A 21,555-nucleotide genomic window follows, 5' to 3' on the forward strand; every position below is an offset into this window, starting at 1 on the left:
ACGGCGTCGCGCCCGCCTCCCGGCGGCGCGGCGCCGTTCGGGTTACGCCATGTTTCCGTCATGTGACAGATGGTCACCACTCAGTAACAGTTCGTTAGCCGAACGTCCTGGACGCGCGACCACCGGGTTACGCTCAGGTATCCCTGCGCGCTCGATGATGAGCCGCGCAGAATTCCCACGTCCACAGGAGGACAAAAGTGAAGCGCAACAAGATCGCCCTCGCGGGCAGCGCACTGTTCGTGATCGGCGCCCTGACCCTGGCAGGCTGCGCCAGCGGCGGCGGCAACGATTCCGCGGAGGAGACGCCCTCGGGTGACCCGACCGCGGTGATCTCGGTCAACAACACCGAGCCGCAGAACCCCCTCATCCCGACCAACACCAACGAGGTCGGCGGCGGCCTGGTGCTGCAGAGCATCTTCGCGGGCCTGGTGTACTACGACGCCGAGGGCGCCGTGCACAACGATCTCGCCGAGTCGATCGAGACCGAGGACGCGCAGACCTACACGATCAAGATTAAGGCCGACCAGACCTTCGCCAACGGAGACCCTGTCGACGCCGAGTCGTTCGTCAAGGCCTGGAACTACGGTGCCGCGCTCGACAACAAGCAGCTCTCGAGCTACTTCTTCGAGTCCATCGAGGGCTTCTCCTATGAGGAGAACGTGCCGGAGCTCTCCGGCCTCAAGGTCGTCGACGACCTGACCTTCACCGTCAAGCTGAAGCAGCCGGAGTCCGACTTCCCGCTGCGCCTGGGCTACACCGCGTTCTTCCCGCTGCCGGCCTCGGCCTGGGACGACCTCGAGGCCTTCGGCGAGAACCCGATCGGCAATGGCCCGTACGTCTTCGCGGAAGAGGGCGCCTGGCGGCACAACGAGAGCATCGAGCTCGTCAAGAACGAGGACTACACCGGCCCGCGCGAGGCGCAGAACGGTGGCGTCGACATGAAGCTCTACGCCAGCACCGAGGCGGCCTATGCCGACCTCCAGGGTGGCGAGCTCGACATCATCCAGGAGATCCCGGACACCGCTCTGCAGACGTTCGAGACCGACTTCCCGGACCGCACGGTGAACCAGCCGGCCGCGGCGAACGCCACCATCACCATTCCGGAGCGCCTCGAGCACTTCAGCGGTGAAGAGGGCCAGCTGCGCCGCGCGGCGATCTCGCACGCCATCAACCGTGAGGAGATCACCGACGTGGTCTTCAGCGGCACCCGCACGCCGATGAAGGACTTCACCTCGCCGGTGATCGACGGCTACTCCGAGGACATCCCCGGCTCCGACGTGCTCGACTTCGATGCCGACAAGGCGAAGGAGCTGTGGGCCGAGGCCGACGCTATCGCACCGTGGACCGGATCCTTCCAGATCCAGTACAACGCCGACGGCCCCAACCAGGGCTGGGTCGACGCGGTCGCGAACCAGATCAAGAACAACCTCGGCATCGAGGCCTCGGGTAAGCCGATCCCGACCTTCGCCGAGCACCGCACGCTGATCACCGAGGACAAGGCGACCACCGCCTTCCGTACCGGCTGGCAGTTCGACTACCCGTCGATGTTCAACGGCCTCGGCCCGATCTTCGGTACGGGTGCAGGCTCGAACGACGGCGACTACTCGAACCCGGAGTTCGACAAGCTCCTCGACGAGGGGTCTGCGGCCCCGGACGTCGAGGCGGGCATCGCCAAGTTCCAGGAGGCGCAGGAGATCCTCTTCCAGGACCTCCCTGCCATCCCGCTGTGGTACACCAACGCCATGGGCGCCTGGGGCGAGTCGGTCGAGAACGTCGAATTCGGGTGGGACACCTGGCCGATCCTCTACCAGGTCACGAAGGACGGCGAGTAAGTCTGACAGCACGAACCTGTGAGGCGGTGACGGTCGTCCGTCGCCGCCTCACAGGCTGTGTTGGTCACACTGACTCCGCCTCCTGACTACGGGACAGACGCATGCTCGGCTACATCCTGAGACGTCTTCTGCAGGTGATCCCCGTCTTCTTCGGGGCCACCCTGCTCATCTACTTCCTCGTGTTCGCCATGCCCGGTGACCCGATTCTCGGGCTCTTCGGCGACCGGACCCCGAACCCGGCCGTGGTGGCACAGCTGCGCGAGCAGTACCACCTGGACGACCCGTTCCTAGTGCAGTACTGGTACTACATCACCGGTGTCTTCCAGGGCGACCTCGGCACGACCTTCTCCGGCCGGCCGGTGTCGACCGTGCTGGCCGAGACGCTTCCCGTCACCGGTCGACTCGCGGTGATGGCCATCGCTATCGAGTTCACGCTGGCGATCATCATCGGCACGATCTCGGCGCTGCGCAAGGGCAAGCTCTTCGACCACACGATGCTCATCGTCGCGCTCGTGGCGATCGCGATCCCGATCTTCGTCGTCGCGTTCCTGGCGCAGTACTTCCTCGCGATCAAGCTGGGCTGGTTCAAGCCGACCGTCGGGTCGGACAACGACTGGGGTGGCCTGTGGCTGCCGGCCATCGTGCTCGGCTTCAGCCTGTACGCCGTGAGTATGCGGCTGATGCGCAGCTCGGTCATCGACACGCTCAACCAGGACTGGGTGCGCACCGCGTACAGCAAGGGACTGTCGCGCGGTCGCGTGATCCCCGTGCACGTGCTCCGCAACTCCCTCATCCCGGTGATCACGAACTCGGCGACGAACTTCGGCGTGCTGCTCGTCGGCGCGACCGTGACCGAGGGCATCTTCAATGTGCCGGGCGTCGGCAACACCTTGTACCAGGCCGCGATCCGCAACGAGGGGCCGACGGTGGTTTCCTTCGTCACGGTGTTCGTGATCCTGTACGTCGTGGTCAACCTCATCATCGACCTGCTGTACGGTCTGCTCGACCCAAGGATCCGCTATGCCTGACCCCACCACGCAGAATCACTATGTCGCTCCGGTCGAGACGGAGACCATCTCCGTCGATGCCGTGCGGATCGCGGAGAAGCCGCGAAACCTGTGGCGAGACGCGTGGACTGACCTGCGTCGTCGTCCGTTGTTCTGGTTCTCGGTCATCCTCGCGCTGTTCTTCCTGGCGATGGCCCTGTTCCCCACGTTGTTCACGTCGGTACCGCCCAACAGCCAGTGTGAGCTGTCCAACAGCAATGCCGGCCCCGCGGACGGTCACCCGCTCGGCTATACGTTCCTGGGATGCGACATATACTCCCGTATCGTCTGGGGCGCACAGACCTCGCTCTCCGTCGGGCTCCTCGCGACCGCGATCTCCTCGATTCTCGGTCTGATCATGGGGGCGCTCGCGGGGTTCTACGGCGGCTGGCTCGACTCGGTGCTGTCTCGGATTGGCGACATCTTCTTTGCCATCCCGTACATCCTCGCCGCCGTCGTCGTCATGACGGTCTTCTCCCAGTACCGCTCGGTGCCCGTGCTCGCACTCGCCATCGGTGGCTTCGCGTGGGCGGCGACTGCGCGCGTCGTGCGGGCCGAGGTGCTCCGCGTCCGGCAGTCCGACTTCGTCGTGGCCTCCCGCGCGCTCGGGCGCTCGAAGTTCCGCACGCTGGTGGGACACGTCATCCCGAACGCGCTCGCGCCGCTGCTCGTGGTGACGACGCTGGGACTCGCTGCCTCGATCGTCGCGGAGGCCACGTTGTCGTTCCTCGGCGTCGGTCTCGGAAGCGACGTGATGTCGTGGGGAAATGACATCGGACAGGCGCAGAAATCGCTGCGTGTGGCGCCCATGGCTCTCATCTATCCGTCGATCGCGCTCACGCTGGCCGTGCTCGCCTTCGTCAGCCTCGGCGAGCTCATCCGAGACGCCATCGACCCGAAGGCGAGGGCACGGCGATGACCGCACGCGCAACCGCACAGATCCCGCTGCTCAGCGTCCGTGACCTCACCGTCGCGTTCCGCACTCAGGAGGGGGAGAAGGAGGTCCTCCACGGAGCGAGCTTCGACATCTTCCCGGGTGAGACCGTCGCCATCGTGGGCGAGTCCGGTTCGGGCAAGTCCACCACGGCGAGCGCCATCGTGAACCTCCTGCCCGGAACCGGTGTCGTCACCGGAGGATCGATCACTCTCGACGGCCGGGAGCTGACGAAACTCGGTCGCCGGGAGATGGAGGCCGTCCGCGGTCGCGAGATCGGCTTCGTCCCGCAGGACCCGATGTCGAACCTCAACCCGGTGTGGAGCATCGGCTTCCAGGTGAAAGAGGCGATCCGTGCGAACGGGATCGCCCGGGGCCGCGAGGCCGTGAAGGCGCGGACGATCGAGGTGCTGAAGCAGGCCGGACTCGCCGATGCCGAACGGCGTCTGCACCAGTACCCGCATCAGTTCTCCGGCGGTATGCGCCAGCGGGCGCTGATCGGCATCGGCCTCGCGGCCGATCCGAAGCTCCTCATCGCGGATGAGCCGACCTCGGCGCTGGATGTCACGGTGCAGCGGGTCATCCTCGATCACATGGCGACGCTCACGCGTGACAAGGGCACCTCGGTGCTCCTCATCACGCACGACCTCGGCCTCGCGGCCGAGCGTGCGGAGAAGATCATCGTGATGAGCAACGGCAACATCGTGGAGGCCGGGCCGAGCCGGCAGATCCTGGAGAACCCGCAGCATCCATATACCCAGCGACTGGTCGGGGCCGCACCGAGCGTCGCGTCGCAGCGCATCCAGGCGGTCGTGGAGGATCGGGGCATCGAGACGCTCGACGACCTCGCCGCCATCCCACCCACGGTGCGCGTCGCCGGACTCACCAAGGACTACAAGATCCGTCAGGGGAACTTCCGCAGCGAAGCCTTCCGGGCGGTCGACGACGTCTCCTTCGAGATCCCGCGGGGGAAGACGCTCGCGCTCGTCGGCGAGTCGGGGTCCGGCAAGTCGACCGTCGCGAAGATGGTCCTGAAGCTCGAGGAGCCCACCAGCGGCACCATCGAGATCGACGGCCAGGATGTGTCCCGCCTCTCGAACGCGCAGGCGTTCGGGTTGCGTCGCCGCATGCAGCCGGTGTTCCAGGACCCGTACGGATCGCTCGATCCGCTGCGCAACATCGGGAACACGATCTCGGAGCCGCTGCAGATCCACGGAGTGGGCGACCGCGCCGCGCAGCGGGCGCGCGTCGAGGAGCTCCTCGACCAGGTGGCCCTGCCCCGTGCACTGGCCACCCGGTACCCGAACGAGCTGTCCGGCGGTCAGCGGCAGCGCGTCGCGATCGCTCGCGCGCTCGCCCTCAAGCCCGACATCGTCGTGCTCGACGAGGCGGTGTCGGCGCTCGACGTGCTCGTGCAGGACCAGATCCTGCAGCTGCTCGCCGAACTCCAGTCGGAGCTGAACCTCACCTACCTCTTCATCACGCACGACCTCGCGGTCGTCCGGGTCTCCAGCGACCTGGTCTGCGTGATGGAGAAGGGCAAGGTCGTCGAGCAGGGCACGGTCGACGAGATCTTCGCGAACCCGCAGCAGGAGTACACGGATCGTCTCCTCAAGGCGATCCCGGGGGCGTCGATCCCGCTCGGCGGCCGCTGAGGTGGCATCTTCCGCACACCCCGAGGGCGCACGGACCTTCCGTGCGTCCTCGGGCACCGTCGTCTTCGTCCTCAGCATCCTGCTGGTGCTGTTCCTGCTCGGGGACACCGTCGTCAACGGCAGCATCGTGCAGGCGCTGCTCGTGGCGCCCTGGCTGCTGCTCGGTCTGTGGATCGTGTACGAGACGGCCTTCGTCTCCTTCGTCCGCGTGGATCAGGAGGGGGCCGTGGTGCAGAACCTGCTGCGTCGCACGACCTTCGGCTGGGCGCGTGTGCAGGACATCGACATGCGCTGGCAGCTCGAGTTCACGCTCGACGACGGTCGCACCCTGAGCTGCTGGGGCGGACCGGCCAAGGCGCGTCCGCCTCGTCACTCCCGTGATGACGACGCGGTGCCGAAGGTGCCGTCGGCGCTCCGGGTGCTCACCGGCATCCGCGATCTGTGGAGCACGGCGCCCGCGACGGCGGATGCGCCGATCCGACGCAGCTGGGACGGTCCGGCCCTCATCGCCCTCGCCGTCATCGTGCTGTGGGCCGTCGCGGCGCTCGTCGTCGTCAACCTCGGCTGAGCGCGCCTCAGCCGGGGAGACCGAACAGGCCGGGCCAGGTCGCCGCGGCCCAGGGGTAGCCGACGAACGCCGCCGCATCGATGAGGAAGTGCGCCACCAGGAACGGCAGCAGTCGACCGGTGCGGTGGTAGAGCCACCCGAAGAGCAGTCCCATCGCGAGGTTGCCGATGAAGGCGCCGGGCCCCTGATAGAGGTGGTACGTCGCACGGAGCACCGAGGTCGAGACGATGATCGTCCACGGCGACCACCCGAGCTGCCGCAGGCGGGCGAACAGGTACCCGAGCACGACGAACTCCTCCTGGAGCGATGCGCGGGCGGCGGCGAGCAAGAGGATCGGCACGGTCCACCAGTGCGCGTCCAGACCGGCGGGGTTCACGGCCACGAACAGTCCGAGCGCCCGGCCGCCGAGGTAGAGCGCCAGTCCCGGCACGCCGATCGCGAGGACGAGGAGCACGCCCCGGCCGATGTCGCCGCCCACGCGAGTGCCGTCGAGGCCGAGGCGCTCCAGGTGCGGGCGACGGCGCTGCCACAGCAGGAAGCACACGAGGAGCACCGGCACCAGGGCGAAGCCGATGGACAGCACCTGATAGATGAGGTCGAACACCTCCCGGTCGCTGCGGGAGGGGTTGAGGGTGGCGGTCTGATCTGCGAGGGGCGTGTCGTCGGTGAGCCGATAGGCGAGCTGCACGATCGCGTAGACCGCGGACTGACCCAAGCCCAGGGCGAGCACGATGGCGATCTCCCACCACAGGCGCGCTCGACCCTCACGCGGTTCGTCGCGCCGGGTGGGCGCGGTCGACGGCGTCTGCGGCGCCGGGGGAGTCGGGTCGGGGAGGGTCACGGGACGATGGTACGACGTGCGTTCAGGAACCCGATCCGCGCGTACGTTATCCTGGAACGTCGGCTTCCCGGCGCAACCCCACACTCTTTGAGGACCCTTGTATGGCGCACGCCCTCCGCTCTGACCTCCGCAACGTCGCAATCGTCGCCCACGTCGACCACGGCAAGACCACGCTCGTCGACGCGATGCTCCGCCAGACGGGCTCCTTCGGCGAACACTCGCACGTGGAGGAGCGCGCCATGGACTCCAACGACCTGGAGCGCGAGAAGGGCATCACGATCCTCGCCAAGAACACGGCGATCACCTACAAGGGCAAGCACGCCGACGGCAAGGAGATCACGATCAACGTGATCGACACCCCCGGCCACGCCGACTTCGGCGGCGAGGTCGAGCGCGGCCTGTCGATGGTCGACGGCGTCGTGCTGCTCGTGGACGCGAGCGAGGGTCCGCTGCCGCAGACCCGCTTCGTGCTGCGCAAGGCGCTCGAGGCGAAGCTGCCCGTCATCCTCCTCGTCAACAAGACCGACCGTCCGGATGCCCGGATCGCCGAGGTCGAGGAGGAGGCGCACGACCTCCTGCTGGGCCTGGCCTCCGACCTCGTCGACGACGTGCCCGATCTCGACGTCGACGCGCTGCTCGACGTGCCCGTGGTCTACGCCTCCGGTCGCGCCGGCGCCGCGTCGCAGAACCGTCCCGCCGACGGGTCGCTGCCCGACAACGACGACCTCGAGCCACTGTTCGAGGCCATCCTCGAGCACGTCCCGGCCCCGGCCTACGACGACGAGGCTCCGCTGCAGGCCTGGGTCACGAACCTGGACTCCAGCCCCTTCCTCGGTCGCCTTGCCCTGCTGCGCGTCTTCAACGGCACGCTCAAGAAGGGCCAGACGGTCGCCTGGGTCCGCTCCGACGGCACCACCAGCAACGCCCGCATCACCGAGCTGCTGAAGACCCGCGCCCTGGAGCGCTACCCGGCTGAATCCGCCGGTCCCGGCGACATCGTCGCCATCGCCGGCTTCGAGGACATCACGATCGGCGAGACCATCGCCGACCCCGAGGACATCCGTCCGCTGCCGGCCATCACGGTCGACGACCCCGCGATCTCCATGACGATCGGCACGAACACCTCGCCGCTCATGGGCAAGGTCAAGGGACACAAGCTCACCGCCCGCATGGTGAAGGACCGCCTCGACCGCGAGCTCATCGGCAACGTGTCGCTCAAGGTCGTCGACATCGGCCGTCCCGACGCCTGGGAGGTGCAGGGCCGCGGCGAGCTGGCCCTCGCGATCCTCGTCGAGAACATGCGCCGCGAGGGCTTCGAGCTGACGGTCGGCAAGCCGCAGGTGGTCACGAAGAAGATCGACGGCAAGGTCTACGAGCCCTTCGAGCACCTGACCATCGATACGCCGGAGGAGCACCTCGGCGCGATCACTCAGCTCCTCGCGAACCGCAAGGGTCGCATGGAGAACATGACCAACCACGGCACCGGCTGGGTGCGCATGGAGTTCGTCGTGCCCTCGCGTGGTCTCATCGGCTTCCGCAGCGAGTTCCTCACGACCACCCGCGGAACCGGTATCGCCAACGCGATCTCGCACGGCTATGAGCCGTGGGCGGGGCAGATCACCACCCGCCAGAACGGCTCGATCGTGGCCGACCGCTCGGGTGTCGTCACCCCGTTCGCGATGATCGCGCTGCAGGAGCGCATGTCGTTCTTCGTGCAGCCGACCGAAGAGGTCTACGAGGGCATGGTCATCGGCGAGAACTCGCGCGCCGACGACATGGACGTCAACATCACCAAGGAGAAGAAGCTCACCAACATGCGCTCCTCCACGGCCGACAACTTCGAGTCGATGACGCCGCCGCGCATCCTCACGCTGGAGGAGAGCCTGGAGTTCGCGCGCGACGACGAATGCGTCGAGGTGACTCCGGAGAAGGTCCGCATCCGCAAGGTGATCCTCGACCAGACCGTCCGCGGTCGCGAGGCCTCGCGTCTCAAGCGTCAGGACGCGAACGCCTGATCGCACCGCACTCCTTGAGAGAGGGCCCCACGCCGCCGCCCGGCCGCGTGGGGCCCTCTCTCATGAAAATCCCAGGTGAGGGCTAGTTTTCGCTCAGGTTGATGACGCAGACTCGTTGACTTGCGCCCGGGGCGAGCTCCCGATGAGTCCCCGATATGGGCGTACGACGACCCGAAAGTCAAAGCCTTGCTTCAGAAGACCCGTGCGCTTCGGCGCGCCTCCGACGCGGCAGCCGCTCGCGCCACCGTCACCCGTACCCCCCTGATCGCCCTCGGCGCCGCCACGGCCGCGCTCGTCGGCATCACCCTCAGCGTGGGCCTCGCCTCCGCCCCGGCGGCCGGAGCAGAGCGCTCCGACGCCACCGCCGCCGTCACGAGCCACGACCTCGGCGCCGAGCCCCTCGCCCGCATCGCCGATCAGGCCGTCATGACGGTCGCGAACGCGACCGATGCGGTCGCCGCGGCGAAGAGCCTGACCGCGGAGGTCACCGAGTCGGGCCTCGACGTGGGCGCGGCGGCGTCCGTGGACACCACCGCTCTCGAGGACGACCTGGAGACCCTCGCCGACCGATCCACCCTCCCGCTGGTCCTCATCACGGTGACGGCCGAGCAGGCCGAAGCCGAGACCGAGAAGGTCGTGACGGCCACCGCAGACCTCCAGGCGGCCTTCACGGCCGCGCAGGAGAAGAAGGCGGCGGAGGATGCTGCCCGCGTCGCCGAGGAGAAGGCGGCGGCCGCAGCAGCCGCGCTCGCCTCCGCGAACACGCCGGACGGCGCTCGGGCCACCGCACAGCAGATGATGGCGGACCGCTACGGCTGGGGCGGCGACCAGTTCTCCTGCCTGAACTCGCTGTGGAACAAGGAGTCCGGCTGGAACTACCAGGCGTACAACAACGACGGGGGAGCGACCGGCATCCCGCAGGCGCTGCCCGGCAGCAAGATGGCCTCGGCGGGCGCCGACTGGCAGACGAACGCCGCCACCCAGATCGCCTGGGGCCTGCAGTACATCGCCGACGCCTACGGCACCCCGTGCACGGCCTGGGGGCACTCCCAGGCCATGAACTGGTACTGAGCCGAAGAGCCATCCGCCGACCCGGCCTCTTGTGGGCGAACCGGCCCCTTGTGCGCGAACGCAAGGGGCCGGTTCGGTCGCAAGGGGCCGGGCCGGGGGAGTGATCCTCAGCGGAGCTCGGAGATGAGCACGGCGCTCGTCCCGGGCGCGATGGCCTCGAACACGTGGGCCGCGTCGCCGGCATACGTCAGGTAGTCGCCCGGGTTCAGCACCACGGCATCCTCGGGCGGGCCGACCCGCGCCTGTCCGGCGATGAGGATCACGTGCTCGATCGTGCCCGCATGGTGGGGGTCCGAGCGCCGGGGGTCGCCGGGCTCCGCCTGGATGAGGTACACGTCGCGCCGGGCGCCCGGAGGGCTCGCCGAGAGGAGGGTGGCGCTGTAGGCGGCGGCAGAGGAGGGCACGCCCGCGAGGTCATCGGCGCGGATGAGGGTGGGGGAGTTGGCCTGCTGGTCGACGAGCACCGCGAAGGGCACGCCGAGTGCGACGCCCAGCGCCCACAGCGTCTCGACGCTCGGGTTGCCGGCACCGCTCTCGAGCTGGGAGACCGTCGCCTTGGAGATGCCGGCCCGCCGGGCGAGCTCGGAGACGGACAGGTTCGCCGCCTCGCGCTCGCGGCGGAGCGTGCGGGCGATGCGGGTGCGGAGATCGTCCATGCGTTCATCATGGCAAACGATCGTTCGCTTGACTATGCATCCGGGCATGTTCAGAATGATGATCGTGTGTTCAGCGAAGCGAACGGGTGGCGGTCGATGACCGCTGAACGTGAGGTGTGGCGCGAGGCCCTCGGCGTCGTGCTCGCCACGAGCGCCTATGGCATCTCCTTCGGTGCGCTCGCCGTGGCCGCGGGCCTCGACGTGTGGCAGGCGTGCGTGCTCAGCCTCCTCATGTTCACCGGCGGGTCCCAGTTCGCCTTCGTGGGCGTCTTCGCCGCCGGCGGACTGGCCGCCCTGCCGTCGGCGATCGCGTCCGCCGCCCTGCTCGGGGTGCGCAACGTCGCCTACGGGATGCGCATGTCGCCGGTCGTCGGCGGGGGACCGGCACGACGAGCGCTCGCCGCGCACTTCACGATCGACGAATCCACCGCGGTGGCTATCGCGCAGGACGATCCGCGCCTGCGCCGGGTGGGCTTCTGGGTCACGGGGGTCGGTATCTTCGTCGGCTGGAACCTCACCACGCTCGTCGGCGCGCTGGTCGGCGACGTGCTCGGCGACCCGAAGGCCTGGGGGCTGGACGCCGCGGCGGCCGCGGCGTTCCTCGCCCTGCTGTGGCCGCGACTGCGCCGGCGGCAGGCGGTCGCCGTCGGCATCGCGGCGGCCGTGATCGCGGCCGCCCTCACCCCGTTCCTCCTGCCCGGACTCCCCGTGCTCGTCGCCGCTCTCGTCGCTATCGTCGTCGGGTGGTTCAACTGGCTGGAGACACCGCGAGCCGCAGAGGTCGTCGACGGGGAGGCCGGCGCATGAGTCTCTGGAGCGCCATCCTCCTCGCCGCCCTGATCTGCCTCGCCCTGAAGGCCGTGGGCTATCTCGTGCCGCCGAAGGTGCTCGAGGCGCCCCGGCCCGCCCGCATCTCCGATCTCCTCACCGTCGCGCTGCTCGCCGCCCTCGTCGCGGTGCAGTCCCTCGGCGACGGGCAGGCCATCACCGTCGATGCGCGTGTCCCCGCCCTGCTCGTCGCGGCGGGACTCCTCTGGCTGCGGCAGTCATTCCTCGTGGTGGTGGCGTCCGCCGCCCTCGTCGCCGCGCTGCTGCGGCTGTGGGGTCTCGCCGCCTGACGCGTCGATTCGCCGGACTCCGCCCGGGTAGGATCGGGGGGTGCGCGGGAAGTGGTTGTCGAGGGTGCTGTCCTGGGTGGCCGCTGCCCTGGTGGGCGGGGTCTACGGAGTGGCCGGAACCATCGCGCACAGCGTCCTGTGGGGCCCGATCCCGATCGGCCTGATCGTCGCCGCGATCGCGTGCGCCGCGATCCTCATCGCGGTGCGGGCGCTCACCCATGACCGGGGCGCCGCGGTCGCCGCCGGACTCGGGATGCTGGGCATGATCGTGCTCATCTCGGGCGTCGGTCCCGGTGGCTCGGTCGTCGTGCAGGAAACCCTCGCCGGGCGCATCTGGACGTATCTCGCCGCCGGCATCGTGCTGCTCGTCATCGCGTGGCCGTCGTTCTCCCGGCAGCCGGTCCGCCCCGCCACGCCGTCCTCGGAGGAACCCGAGGTCCACGGGTCGTAGACTGAGGGGGTGACGTATGTGATCGCCCTCCCGTGCGTCGATGTCAAGGATCGCGCCTGCATCGACGAGTGCCCCGTTGACTGCATCTACGAGGGCGAACGGTCGCTCTACATCCACCCCGACGAGTGCGTGGATTGCGGAGCGTGCGAGCCGGTGTGCCCCGTCGAGGCGATCTACTACGAGGACGATCTGCCCGACGAGTGGCAGGACTACTACAAGGCCAACGTCGAGTTCTTCGACGAGATCGGCTCGCCCGGCGGCGCCGCCAAGGTCGGCGTCTACCCGTTCGACCACCCGATCATCGCCGCGCTCCCGCCGCAGGGCGAGTAGGCCCGCTCCGTGAGCGTCCGCGACCTCGCCGACTACCCGTGGGACGCCGTGGTCCCGTATCGTGAGCGCGCCGCCCGGCATCCGGGCGGACTCGTCGATCTCTCCGTCGGCTCGCCGGTCGATCCCACGCCGGAGATCATCCGTCAGGCCCTCGCCGCAGCGACCGACGCCCACGCCTATCCGCAGACCGTCGGCACCCCCGCGCTCCGGGAGGCGATCGTCGACTGGTACGCCCGCCGCCGTGGCGTCCCGGACCTCCGGGTCGACAACGTGCTGCCGACGATCGGCTCCAAGGAGCTCGTCGCGCTGCTGCCCACGCTGCTGGGGCTCGGCGCCGGAGACATCGTGGTCCACCCCCGCGTCGCCTACCCGACGTACGACGTCGGCGCGCGGGTCGCGGGAGCGACGCCTGTCGCGGCCGACGACCCGACGGAATGGCCGGAGGGGGCGCGGCTCATCTGGATCAACAGCCCGGGCAACCCGGACGGTCGCACGTGGACCGTCGAGGAGCTCTCCGCGGCCGTGCAGCGGGCGCGTGAGCTGGGGGCCGTGCTGGCGAGCGACGAGTGCTACGCCGAACTGGGATGGGACGGTCCGTGGGCCGAGGAGCCCATCCCGTCGGTGCTCGACCCCCGGGTGACCGGCGGCACGCGGGCGAACCTCCTCAGCGTCTACTCTCTGAGCAAGCAGTCCAACCTCGCCGGCTACCGGGCGGCCTTCGTCGCCGGCTGCGCCCGCGTGGTCGGCGAACTCCTCACCGCACGCAAGCACCTCGGCCTCATGCCGCCCGCGCCCGTCCAGCGGGCGATGGCCGTCGCCCTCGGGGACGAGGCTCACGTGGGGGCGCAGAAGGAGCTCTACCGTGAGCGGCGGGCGCTGCTGCTTCCCGCCGTCGAGGACGCCGGCTTCCGCATCGACGGCTCGCAGGCCGGGCTCTACCTCTGGGCGACCGAGGGGCGCGACGCCTGGGAGTCGATGGCGCGTCTCGCGGACCTCGGGATCCTCGCGGGCCCCGGGCACTTCTACGGCGCCTCGTCGCCTGAGCACGTGCGGCTGTCGCTGACGGCGCCGAGCGACCGCGTAGCCGAGGCGGCTCGGCGCCTGCGCGACGCGGTTCTGTAGGAACCCTCCCTGTTGCGCCGATCTCTTTGGCCGTTGTCACAGTAGGCCTGCGCGACGACTAGGCTGTAAAGGCGATTCGGTCGGCACCCGGCCAGGCGCTCGGCGCCCGAGAGATCGCCAGTTCCGGCTTGATCAAGAACTTGCTGACGCCCGCGACGCCGGGGCGATCAGACAGAAGGAGGAGGTCCGCGTGAGCGCTGCGGCAGACCAGACGGCGAAGCTGACGATCGGCGAGACCACCGCCGAATTCCCCCTGGTGCGCGGTACCGCGGGCCACGACAGCATCGACTTCTCGACGCTGACCCGTCAGACCGGTTACACCGGTCTCGACTACGGCTTCGTCAACACCGCCTCCACGAAGTCGGACATCACGTTCATCGACGGAGACAAGGGCATCCTGCGCTACCGCGGCTACCCGATCGAGCAGCTCGCCGGCAGTACCAGCTACCTCGAGGTCGCGTGGCTGCTCATCTACGGCGAGCTGCCGTCCGCCGTCGAGCTGGCGGAGTTCGACGAGAAGATCCGCCGCCACACGCTGCTGCACGAGGACCTCAAGCGCTTCTTCTCGGCGCTGCCGCACACCGCGCACCCCATGTCGGTGCTGTCCTCCGCCGTCGCGGCCCTGTCGACGTACTACGAGGGCCAGACCGACCCGCACAACCCCGAGCACGTCGAGCTGAACACCATCCGCATGCTCGCCAAGCTTCCGGTCATCGCCGCCTACGCGCACAAGAAGAGCGTCGGCCAGGCCTTCCTCTACCCGGACAACTCGCTCGGCTTCGTGGAGAACTTCCTGAAGCTGAACTTCGGCGTGAACTCCGAGCCGTACGAGATCAACCCGACCATGGTGAAGGCCCTCGAGCTGCTGCTGATCCTGCACGAGGACCACGAGCAGAACGCCTCGACCTCCACCGTCCGTCTCGTCGGCTCGACGGGGGCCAACCAGTTCGCCTCCGTCTCGGCGGGCATCCAGGCCCTTTCCGGGCCCCTGCACGGCGGCGCGAACGAGGCCGTCCTCACGATGCTCGGCCAGATCCGCGACTCGGGTCAGAGTGTCTCCCGGTTCGTCGAGCGGGTGAAGAACAAGGAAGAGGGCGTGAAGCTCATGGGCTTCGGGCACCGGGTCTACAAGAACTACGACCCGCGCGCCAAGCTCGTCAAGGAGGCCGCAGACGAGGTGCTGAGCTCGCTCGGCGTCACCGACCCGCTCCTGGACCTCGCGAAGGAGCTCGAGGAGATCGCCCTCGCAGACGACTACTTCCGTGAGCGGCGCCTGTATCCGAACGTCGATTTCTACACGGGCGTGATCTACAAGGCGATGGGCTTCCCCACGCGCATGTTCACGGTGCTGTTCGCGATCGGTCGCCTTCCCGGCTGGCTCGCGCAGTGGCGCGAGCTGCAGCTCGACCCGCAGACGAAGATCGGCCGTCCGCAGCAGCTCTACACCGGGTCGCCGGAGCGCGCGTTCCCGACGCGCTGAGCGCGGCGCCGCAGACGCCGAAGGCCCCCTCGCACCGGAGTGCGAGGGGGCCTTCGCCATTGTGAGGCGTGAGCTGGGATCAGCGTCCCTGCGCGCCGCGCGTGCCCTGACGGCCCTGGCCGCCCTGACGCTGCGAGCCCGGCGCGCCGCCCTGGCCCGCGGAGCGCGGGCGACGGCGACGGCGGGACGGCGGGGTGGTCGCGGTGCTCTTCTCGCCGCCCGCCGGCCGCTGCTTCGCGGAGCGCTGCTGCTGCGGCTGCGGGGGAGCCGGGCGCACGTGCGGAGCACGCTCGGGGACGAGCTCGGTCACGGCGTCGGCGGTGAGGTTCTCCAGCGGTGCCGTGATCGCGGCCTTGCGCAGGAGATCCTTCACGTCGCGGCGCTGCTCGGGCAGGACCACGGTGACGACGGTGCCCGCCGCCCCGGCTCGCGCCGTGCGGCCCGAGCGGTGCAGGTAGGCCTTGTGCTCGACGGGCGGGTCGACGTGGACGACGAGGTCGACGTTGTCGACGTGCACACCGCGGGCCGCGACATCGGTCGCGACGAGGACGCGGACGCCCCCGTCGGCCGGGTCGGTGGAGAAGGCGCCGAGGTTGCGCTCGCGTGCGTTCTGGGAGAGGTTGCCATGCAGGTCGACGGCGGGGATCCCGGCGGCGGTGAGCTGCTTCGCGAGCTTCTTCGCCTGGTGCTTGGTGCGCGTGAAGAGGATGCGACGACCGGTGCCCGAGGCGAGGTCGCGCACCAGCACGGTCTTGTTCTCGGGGGAGTCGACGACGAGCACCCGGTGGGTCATCTCGCCGACGGGCACGCTCGCCTCGTCGACCTCGTGGCTGACGGCGTTCGTGAGGAACCGGCGGGCGAGGGTGTCGATGCCGCGGTCGAGCGTGGCGCTGAACAGCAGGCGCTGACCGTCGGCGGGCGTCGCCGAGAGGATGCGGGTGACGCCGGGGAGGAAGCCGAGGTCGGCCATGTGGTCGGCCTCGTCGAGCACGGTGACCTCGATGGCGCTGAGGCGCACGACCTGCTGCTTCATGAGGTCTTCCAGGCGGCCGGGGCAGGCGACGACGATGTCGACGCCGCCCTGCAGCGCCTGCTCCTGCGGACGCTGGCTGACGCCGCCGAACACAGTGGTGACGCGAAGGCCGACGGCCTCGGCGAGCGGGGCGACGGTCGCGGCGATCTGGGTGGCCAGCTCGCGGGTGGGGGCGAGCACGAGGCCGCGGGGCAGGCCGGACCGGCGCTTGTGGCCGGAGGCCGCCAGGCGGGCGACGAGCGGGAGCGCGAAGGCGATGGTCTTGCCGCTGCCCGTGCGTCCGCGACCGAGGAGGTCACGGCCGGCGAGCGAGTCGGGCAGGGTGTCACGCTGGATCGCGAACGCCTCGGTCTTCCCGGAGGCGGTGAGAACGGTGGCGAGCTCGGCGGGAACGCCGAGCTCGAGGAAGGAAGGCATGCAGAGAACTCCGTCAGCGCACGAGAACGGCGCGGGATAGTGGGGTGAGGTGGGCGAAGACGCAGCGAGTGCGCGTCCGTTCGCCGTGCGAATGGCCAGTTCGGGCTGGAGAGGGGAGCGCGGGCGCTCGCTTCGGTCCTCGGAGACCCCTAGACGACGACGATGCTGACCGGCCGGCGGCGCGGGCAACGACCCCAGTCTACCAGCGGAGACCGGTCGAAGGCTGCAGGTGGGCTGTCAGGCGTGGAGCGCTTCGTTGAGCGTCACGCCGACGCCGGCCCGACGGACGGCCTCGACCGCGCCCGTGAGCGAGTTGCGACGGAAGAGCAGGCCGTCCTGGCCCGAGAGGTCGGCGCCCTTGACGGTCTTGCGTCCGCCATCGGCCGTCGCGGGACCGTCGGCGAGCACGATCTTCGTCCCGGCGGTGACGTAGAGCCCGGCCTCCACGACGCAGTCGTCGCCGAGGGAGATGCCGATGCCGGCGTTCGCGCCGAGAAGCGTACGGGCGCCGATCGACACGCGATGCGACCCGCCGCCGGAGAGCGTGCCCATGATCGAGGCGCCGCCGCCGATGTCGCTGCCGTCGCCGACCACCACGCCCTGCGAGATGCGCCCCTCGACCATCGAGGCGCCGAGGGTGCCCGCATTGAAGTTGACGAAGCCCTCGTGCATGACCGTGGTGCCGGGGGAGAGGTGGGCGCCGAGCCGTACGCGCGAGGCGTCGGCGATGCGTACCCCGGCGGGCTGCACGTAGTCGGTGAGACGAGGGAACTTGTCCAGGCCCTGGATCTGGATCCCGGCGCGCTGAAGCTGCGGGCGCAGGCGTGCGGCATCGGCGGGGAGCAGCGGGCCGGCATTGGTCCAGGCGACGTTCGGCAGGTGACCGAAGATGCCGTCGAGGTTGAGGGTGTTCGGCCGCACGAGCAGGTGCGACAGCGCGTGCAGGCGCAGATAGGCGTCCGCGGTGGAGGTCGGGGCCGCGTCCAGGTCGATCGTGAGCTCGACCACCGCGAGGGTGACGTCGCGGCGCTCGTCCGGACCGGTCTGCGCGTCGAGCGCGGTGCGCGCGGCGGCGACCTCGGCCTCGGACGGCGTGGAGGAGCGGACCTCCGGGTACCACGCGTCGAGGACCGTGCCGTCGCTCGCGGTGGTCGTCAGGCCGAGTCCCCAGACAGATCGTGCGTCGCTCATGCCTCCACGGTATCGCGCCGACGACGGTGTCCCGTCCCGCATGACGGGCATCAGTAGGCTGGGGGCATGGTGCTCGATCTGACCGCGTCCTCCGCCGACATCACCCGCGCGATCTGCGACGTCCCGAGTGTCTCCGGCGACGAGAAGACACTCGCCGACCTGATCGAGGAGGCCGTGTCCGGTCTGCCGCACCTGGAGGTCATCCGGCACGGCAACACGGTCGTCGCCCGCACGGATCTCGGTCGGGCGCAGCGCGTCGCGATCGCCGGGCACATCGACACCGTGCCCCTCAACGACAACCTGCCCACGCGCGACATCGAGATCGACGGCGTGCCGTATCTGTGGGGAAGGGGCACCGTCGACATGAAGGCGGGGGTCGCGGTGCAGCTCAAGCTCGCCGCCGAGCTCACCGACCCCGCGATCGACGTGACCTGGATGTGGTACGACAACGAGGAGGTCGCGGCGTCCCTGAACGGCCTCGGACTTCTCGCCGCGGCACGACCCGACCTGTTCCAGGCCGACTTCGCCATCCTCGGGGAGCCGTCGAACGGTCAGGTCGAAGGCGGGTGCAACGGCACGCTGCGGGCGATCGTGCGGACCACGGGCGTCCGCGCGCACAGCGCCAGGGCCTGGATCGGCGAGAACGCGATCCATCGCGCGGCCCCCATCCTCACCCGACTGTCCGAGTACCGGGCGCGCGAGGTGATGGTCGAGGGCCTGCTCTATCGGGAGGGGCTCAGCGCGGTCCGCATCGCGGGAGGAGTCGCGGGCAACGTCATCCCGGACGCCTGCGAGGTCGAGGTCAACTACCGCTTCGCGCCGAGCAAGTCCGCGGCCGACGCCGAGGCTCACGTCCGAGCGGTCCTCGCCGGATTCGACGTCGAGATCACAGATGCCGCCGAGGGCGCCCGCCCCGGCCTGGACGCGGACATCGCGCGCCGGTTCGTCGCGGCTGTCGGTGCGGAGCCGCAGCCGAAGTACGGCTGGACCGACGTGGCGCGCTTCTCGGCCCTCGGCATCCCGGCCGTGAACTACGGGCCGGGCGATCCGCATCTCGCCCATCACGACGAGGAGCGTGTGCCGCTCGCCCAGATCGACGCCGTCGAGCGGGGTCTGCGCGCATGGCTGACGTCGCACTGACGCTCGCACGGCGCTGGGCGCGGATGCCGCTGGCTCTGCGCATCGGCATCGTCTACGTCCTCGCACGGGTCGTGACGACCGGATTCCTCATCGCCGCTGCCTCCCTGTCCACGGTGTTCTCTCGCTTCGGCGGCGACGCCGGGCTCGTGGACTTCGTCCTCGGCTGGGATGCGCAGTGGTACTGGCAGGTGGCGGTGCACGGCTATCCCACCGACCTTCCGCTGACCGACGACGGGAAGGTGGCAGAGAACGCCTGGGCGTTCATGCCCGTGTTCGCGTATGCCGCGAAGGCGTTGGGCTTCGTGCTCGGATCCTGGGGCGCGGGCGCTCTCGTGCTCTCGCTCGGAGCCGGCTACCTGGCCTGTCTCGCCCTGCATCGTCTGCTCCACGACCGCATCGGGAACGCGGCGGCGCTGTGGGCCGTCGTCTTCTTCGCGTCCGGACCGCTGGCCGCCCTCTTCCAGGTCGGCTACGCGGAGACGCTCTTCCTGCTGCTGCTCTTCCTCGCGCTGGATGCGACGATCCGGCGGAAGTACGCGTGGCTGTACGTGCTCATCCCGGTGCTGGGGTTCACCCGCCCCGGGGTGCTCGCCTTCGCCCTGTACCTCGGCCTGCACGGCATCCTCCGCTGGAGAAATCGCCGCACCGATCCGCTGGGCGCCCGAGAGGTCGTGCACATCGTCGCCCTCGGTGCGCTCGCGACCGCCACCGGGTTCGCTTGGCAGCTGATCGCCGGTGTCGTGACCGGCGACCCCGGCGCCTACCTCGCCACCGAGCTCGCTTGGCGACGACACTGGATCGCCGGCGGCGTCGAGGGCTTCGTGCCCTTCGAGGGATGGGTGCAGGCATCGCAGTTCTGGTTCGAGCTGTGGGGCCTGCCGGCCGGCTGGGGGCCGGTCGCGCTCATCGTGCTCGTGGTCGCGGCGGCCGCCGCGCTGCTGCTGTCCCCGCAGGTGCGGGCGCTCGGCCCCGACCTCCGTCTCTGGAGCGCGAGCTACCTGCTCTACCTGCTCGCGGTGTTCTTCCCGCAGTCGAGCACCTTCCGCCTGCTGCTGCCGCTCAGCCCGGCGTGGGGTGCGGTCGCGGTGCCCCGCTCACGAATCTGGCGCCTCGGGGTGCTGGCACTGTGCCTCGTCGGCCAGTGGGTGTGGATCTACCACGTGTATGCCCTCGGCAGCACGTTCTGGCAGGTGCCCTGACGACGCGGGGGAGCGGATTGTGTCCCCGCGTCGTCCACGGCACGGTCGCACCCGATAAACTCGTCCCATACCACCGGAGGAAAGGGAGCCACGATGGCAGCGATGAAGCCGAGGACCGGAGACGGACCCATGGAGGCCGTGAAAGAGGGACGACTCATCATCGTGCGTGTTCCGCTCGAAGGAGGAGGCCGCCTGGTCGTCTCCGTGAACGACGCCGAGGCCAAGGAGCTTCACGACGTGCTCGGTGCCGTCGTGGCCCCGGCCTGATCGAACCCGGTCCGCGGAAGCGCGACCGCAGAGGGCGAGGGATCGCGGATCCCCCGCCCTCTTCGCGTCCGGGGCGTCTGCTCAGGCGCGGTCGTCGAGGCGGATCAGCTGCAGCAGGCCCTCGCCCGCGGGGGAGACGGTCGCCAGCACCGCCGACGACTCCTGCGTCTCCTGGACCAGCGATCGATAGGCGGCGGTGATGTCGTCGCGCTGGACAGGGTCGGCCACGCGGCCGCCGGCGAGGATGCGGGGCACGAGCACCAGGCCACCGGTACGGGCGAGACGGAGTCCGTGCGAGACGTACTCGATGACGTTCTCGGGGTCGGCATCGACGAGGACGATGTCGTACGACGCCTCGTTCATGCGGGGGAGCACGTCGATCGCGCGCCCGGCGATGAACCGCGCGCGGGTGGCGGGCACCTTCGCGTCCGCGAACGCCTGGCGGGCGGCGGCGAGGTGCTCGGGCTCGTTGTCGATCGAGGTCAGCACCGCGTTCGGGGCCCCGCGCAGCAGCCAGAGTCCGGAGACGCCGGCGCCGGTTCCGATCTCGACGATGGAGCGGGCGGTGCCCGCGGCGGCGAGCACGGCGATCTGCGAGCCGACGACGGCGCTGATCGGGGCCGCCCCCAGCTCCACGGCGTGGGCGCGAGCGCGGGCGATGGTCTCCGGCTCGACGATGGACTCGCGAAGGAAGCGCGCGTTGGCGTCGTGCTCGCTCATGACCTGCCTCTCCCTGCGTGCATGGCTGATGTGTCCAGGGTATTCGCTCACCGCGCGCAGAGCCCGCAGGCGCGGCGGTAGCCTGGTCACATGACGTTCGGCCTCACCTTCGAGAAGCTGCTGCTCATCGGCCTGATCGCAGTGCTGATCATCGGCCCCGAGCGTCTGCCGCGTGCCGCGGAGGCCTTCGCGAGCATCGTGCGCAAGGCCGGCGAGTACATCCGCGACACGAAGTCCCGCGTCCGCGAGGAGATGGGTCCGGAACTCGACGACGTGGACTGGCGCAAGCTGGACCCGCGGCAGTACGACCCCCGGCGCATCATCCGCGACGCGCTCCTGGAGGAGCCGGAGCCCGCGACCCCCGCGCAGGCGACCGCGACGATCGCGGAGCCGGTGGCCCCGCGCACCGCGCCGCCGACCTTCAGCGCGGAGAACCGACCGCCGTTCGACACCGAGGCGACCTGAGTCG

Annotated in this window: 22 protein-coding genes; 17 read left to right on the forward strand and 5 right to left on the reverse strand. The window is 69.7% G+C overall.

Annotated features, from left to right (window positions below; translation table 11 throughout):
* Positions 1–197: 197 nt before the first annotated feature.
* The 5 genes from BK819_RS05095 to BK819_RS05115 all read left to right on the forward strand — a co-directional run bounded on the left by BK819_RS05095 (position 198) and on the right by BK819_RS05115 (position 6,035).
* The gene (locus tag BK819_RS05095; protein WP_071328199.1) at positions 198–1,832 is read left to right on the forward strand and encodes an ABC transporter substrate-binding protein; all 1,635 of its coding nucleotides are present in this window, start codon (positions 198–200) and stop codon (positions 1,830–1,832) included.
* 101 nt (positions 1,833–1,933) lie between these two features.
* The gene (locus tag BK819_RS05100; RefSeq protein WP_071328200.1) at positions 1,934–2,860 is read left to right on the forward strand and encodes an ABC transporter permease; all 927 of its coding nucleotides are present in this window, start codon (positions 1,934–1,936) and stop codon (positions 2,858–2,860) included.
* Positions 2,853–3,797, forward strand: a complete 945-nt coding sequence (locus tag BK819_RS05105; RefSeq protein WP_071328201.1) for an ABC transporter permease — start codon at positions 2,853–2,855, stop codon at positions 3,795–3,797. The genes BK819_RS05100 and BK819_RS05105 overlap by 8 nt, the downstream gene beginning before the upstream one ends.
* Positions 3,794–5,467, forward strand: coding sequence for an ABC transporter ATP-binding protein (locus tag BK819_RS05110; protein WP_071328202.1), 1,674 nt, complete (start codon positions 3,794–3,796; stop codon positions 5,465–5,467). Before BK819_RS05105 ends, BK819_RS05110 begins: the two co-directional genes overlap by 4 nt.
* A gap of 1 nt (position 5,468) precedes the next feature.
* The gene (locus BK819_RS05115) at positions 5,469–6,035 is read left to right on the forward strand and encodes a PH domain-containing protein (RefSeq protein WP_083391669.1); all 567 of its coding nucleotides are present in this window, start codon (positions 5,469–5,471) and stop codon (positions 6,033–6,035) included.
* A gap of 7 nt (positions 6,036–6,042) precedes the next feature.
* On the opposite strand, the gene BK819_RS05120 is transcribed toward BK819_RS05115, so the two are convergent.
* A complete protein-coding gene (locus tag BK819_RS05120) occupies positions 6,043–6,786 on the reverse strand; it encodes a CPBP family intramembrane glutamic endopeptidase (RefSeq protein ID WP_071328716.1) in 744 nt (247 codons plus the stop codon).
* A gap of 191 nt (positions 6,787–6,977) precedes the next feature.
* Between BK819_RS05120 and typA the strand changes: the two genes are divergently transcribed.
* Positions 6,978–8,891, forward strand: coding sequence for a translational GTPase TypA (gene typA, locus BK819_RS05125; protein ID WP_071328204.1), 1,914 nt, complete (start codon positions 6,978–6,980; stop codon positions 8,889–8,891).
* Between the two features lie 186 nt (positions 8,892–9,077).
* Positions 9,078–9,962: a phospholipase gene (locus BK819_RS05130; RefSeq protein ID WP_177173795.1), complete on the forward strand. Its 885-nt coding sequence runs from the start codon at positions 9,078–9,080 to the stop codon at positions 9,960–9,962.
* A 107-nt stretch (positions 9,963–10,069) separates the two neighbouring features.
* On the opposite strand, the gene BK819_RS05135 is transcribed toward BK819_RS05130, so the two are convergent.
* Positions 10,070–10,618 carry a helix-turn-helix domain-containing protein gene (locus BK819_RS05135; protein ID WP_071328205.1) on the reverse strand — a complete coding sequence of 183 codons (549 nt, stop codon included), beginning with the start codon at positions 10,616–10,618 and terminating at the stop codon, positions 10,070–10,072.
* Positions 10,619–10,714: 96 nt separating this feature from the next.
* Between BK819_RS05135 and BK819_RS05140 the strand changes: the two genes are divergently transcribed.
* The 6 genes from BK819_RS05140 (at position 10,715) to BK819_RS16330 (ending at position 15,119) form a co-directional block, all read left to right on the forward strand.
* On the forward strand, positions 10,715–11,425 hold the full coding sequence (locus BK819_RS05140) for an AzlC family ABC transporter permease (protein WP_071328718.1): 711 nt from the start codon (positions 10,715–10,717) through the stop codon (positions 11,423–11,425).
* Entirely contained in the window at positions 11,422–11,736 is a 315-nt protein-coding gene (locus BK819_RS05145; protein ID WP_071328206.1) for an AzlD domain-containing protein, read from the forward strand. Before BK819_RS05140 ends, BK819_RS05145 begins: the two co-directional genes overlap by 4 nt.
* Before the next feature lie 40 nt (positions 11,737–11,776).
* On the forward strand, positions 11,777–12,187 hold the full coding sequence (locus BK819_RS05150) for a histidinol dehydrogenase (protein ID WP_256209393.1): 411 nt from the start codon (positions 11,777–11,779) through the stop codon (positions 12,185–12,187).
* A 9-nt stretch (positions 12,188–12,196) separates the two neighbouring features.
* Positions 12,197–12,517 carry a ferredoxin gene (gene fdxA / locus BK819_RS05155; RefSeq protein ID WP_017203330.1) on the forward strand — a complete coding sequence of 107 codons (321 nt, stop codon included), beginning with the start codon at positions 12,197–12,199 and terminating at the stop codon, positions 12,515–12,517.
* Positions 12,518–12,526: 9 nt separating this feature from the next.
* Entirely contained in the window at positions 12,527–13,639 is a 1,113-nt protein-coding gene (gene dapC / locus BK819_RS05160) for a succinyldiaminopimelate transaminase (RefSeq protein WP_071328207.1), read from the forward strand.
* Between the two features lie 190 nt (positions 13,640–13,829).
* Entirely contained in the window at positions 13,830–15,119 is a 1,290-nt protein-coding gene (locus BK819_RS16330; RefSeq protein ID WP_083391672.1) for a citrate synthase, read from the forward strand.
* A gap of 79 nt (positions 15,120–15,198) precedes the next feature.
* Here the strand turns inward: BK819_RS16330 and BK819_RS05165 are convergent, their stop codons facing one another.
* A complete protein-coding gene (locus BK819_RS05165; protein ID WP_083391673.1) occupies positions 15,199–16,569 on the reverse strand; it encodes a DEAD/DEAH box helicase in 1,371 nt (456 codons plus the stop codon).
* A gap of 237 nt (positions 16,570–16,806) precedes the next feature.
* A complete protein-coding gene (gene dapD / locus BK819_RS05170) occupies positions 16,807–17,760 on the reverse strand; it encodes a 2,3,4,5-tetrahydropyridine-2,6-dicarboxylate N-succinyltransferase (RefSeq protein WP_071328208.1) in 954 nt (317 codons plus the stop codon).
* A gap of 66 nt (positions 17,761–17,826) precedes the next feature.
* Here dapD and dapE point away from each other — a divergent pair, with 66 nt between their 5' ends.
* The 3 genes from dapE to BK819_RS05185 all read left to right on the forward strand — a co-directional run bounded on the left by dapE (position 17,827) and on the right by BK819_RS05185 (position 20,366).
* Positions 17,827–18,900 carry a succinyl-diaminopimelate desuccinylase gene (gene dapE, locus BK819_RS05175; protein WP_060923139.1) on the forward strand — a complete coding sequence of 358 codons (1,074 nt, stop codon included), beginning with the start codon at positions 17,827–17,829 and terminating at the stop codon, positions 18,898–18,900.
* A complete protein-coding gene (locus BK819_RS05180) occupies positions 18,882–20,099 on the forward strand; it encodes a hypothetical protein (RefSeq protein WP_071328209.1) in 1,218 nt (405 codons plus the stop codon). The genes dapE and BK819_RS05180 overlap by 19 nt, the downstream gene beginning before the upstream one ends.
* Positions 20,100–20,192: 93 nt before the next feature.
* Positions 20,193–20,366 carry a DUF3117 domain-containing protein gene (locus tag BK819_RS05185; RefSeq protein ID WP_071328210.1) on the forward strand — a complete coding sequence of 58 codons (174 nt, stop codon included), beginning with the start codon at positions 20,193–20,195 and terminating at the stop codon, positions 20,364–20,366.
* 81 nt (positions 20,367–20,447) lie between these two features.
* Here BK819_RS05185 and BK819_RS05190 read toward each other — a convergent pair whose 3' ends face one another.
* The gene (locus BK819_RS05190) at positions 20,448–21,086 is read right to left on the reverse strand and encodes an O-methyltransferase (RefSeq protein WP_071328211.1); all 639 of its coding nucleotides are present in this window, start codon (positions 21,084–21,086) and stop codon (positions 20,448–20,450) included.
* A gap of 90 nt (positions 21,087–21,176) precedes the next feature.
* Here BK819_RS05190 and BK819_RS05195 point away from each other — a divergent pair, with 90 nt between their 5' ends.
* On the forward strand, positions 21,177–21,551 hold the full coding sequence (locus BK819_RS05195) for a twin-arginine translocase TatA/TatE family subunit (RefSeq protein ID WP_060923136.1): 375 nt from the start codon (positions 21,177–21,179) through the stop codon (positions 21,549–21,551).
* The last annotated feature ends 4 nt before the right edge of the window (positions 21,552–21,555 follow it).

The organism is Microbacterium sp. LCT-H2, assembly GCF_001866135.1.
GTDB lineage: Bacteria > Actinomycetota > Actinomycetes > Actinomycetales > Microbacteriaceae > Microbacterium.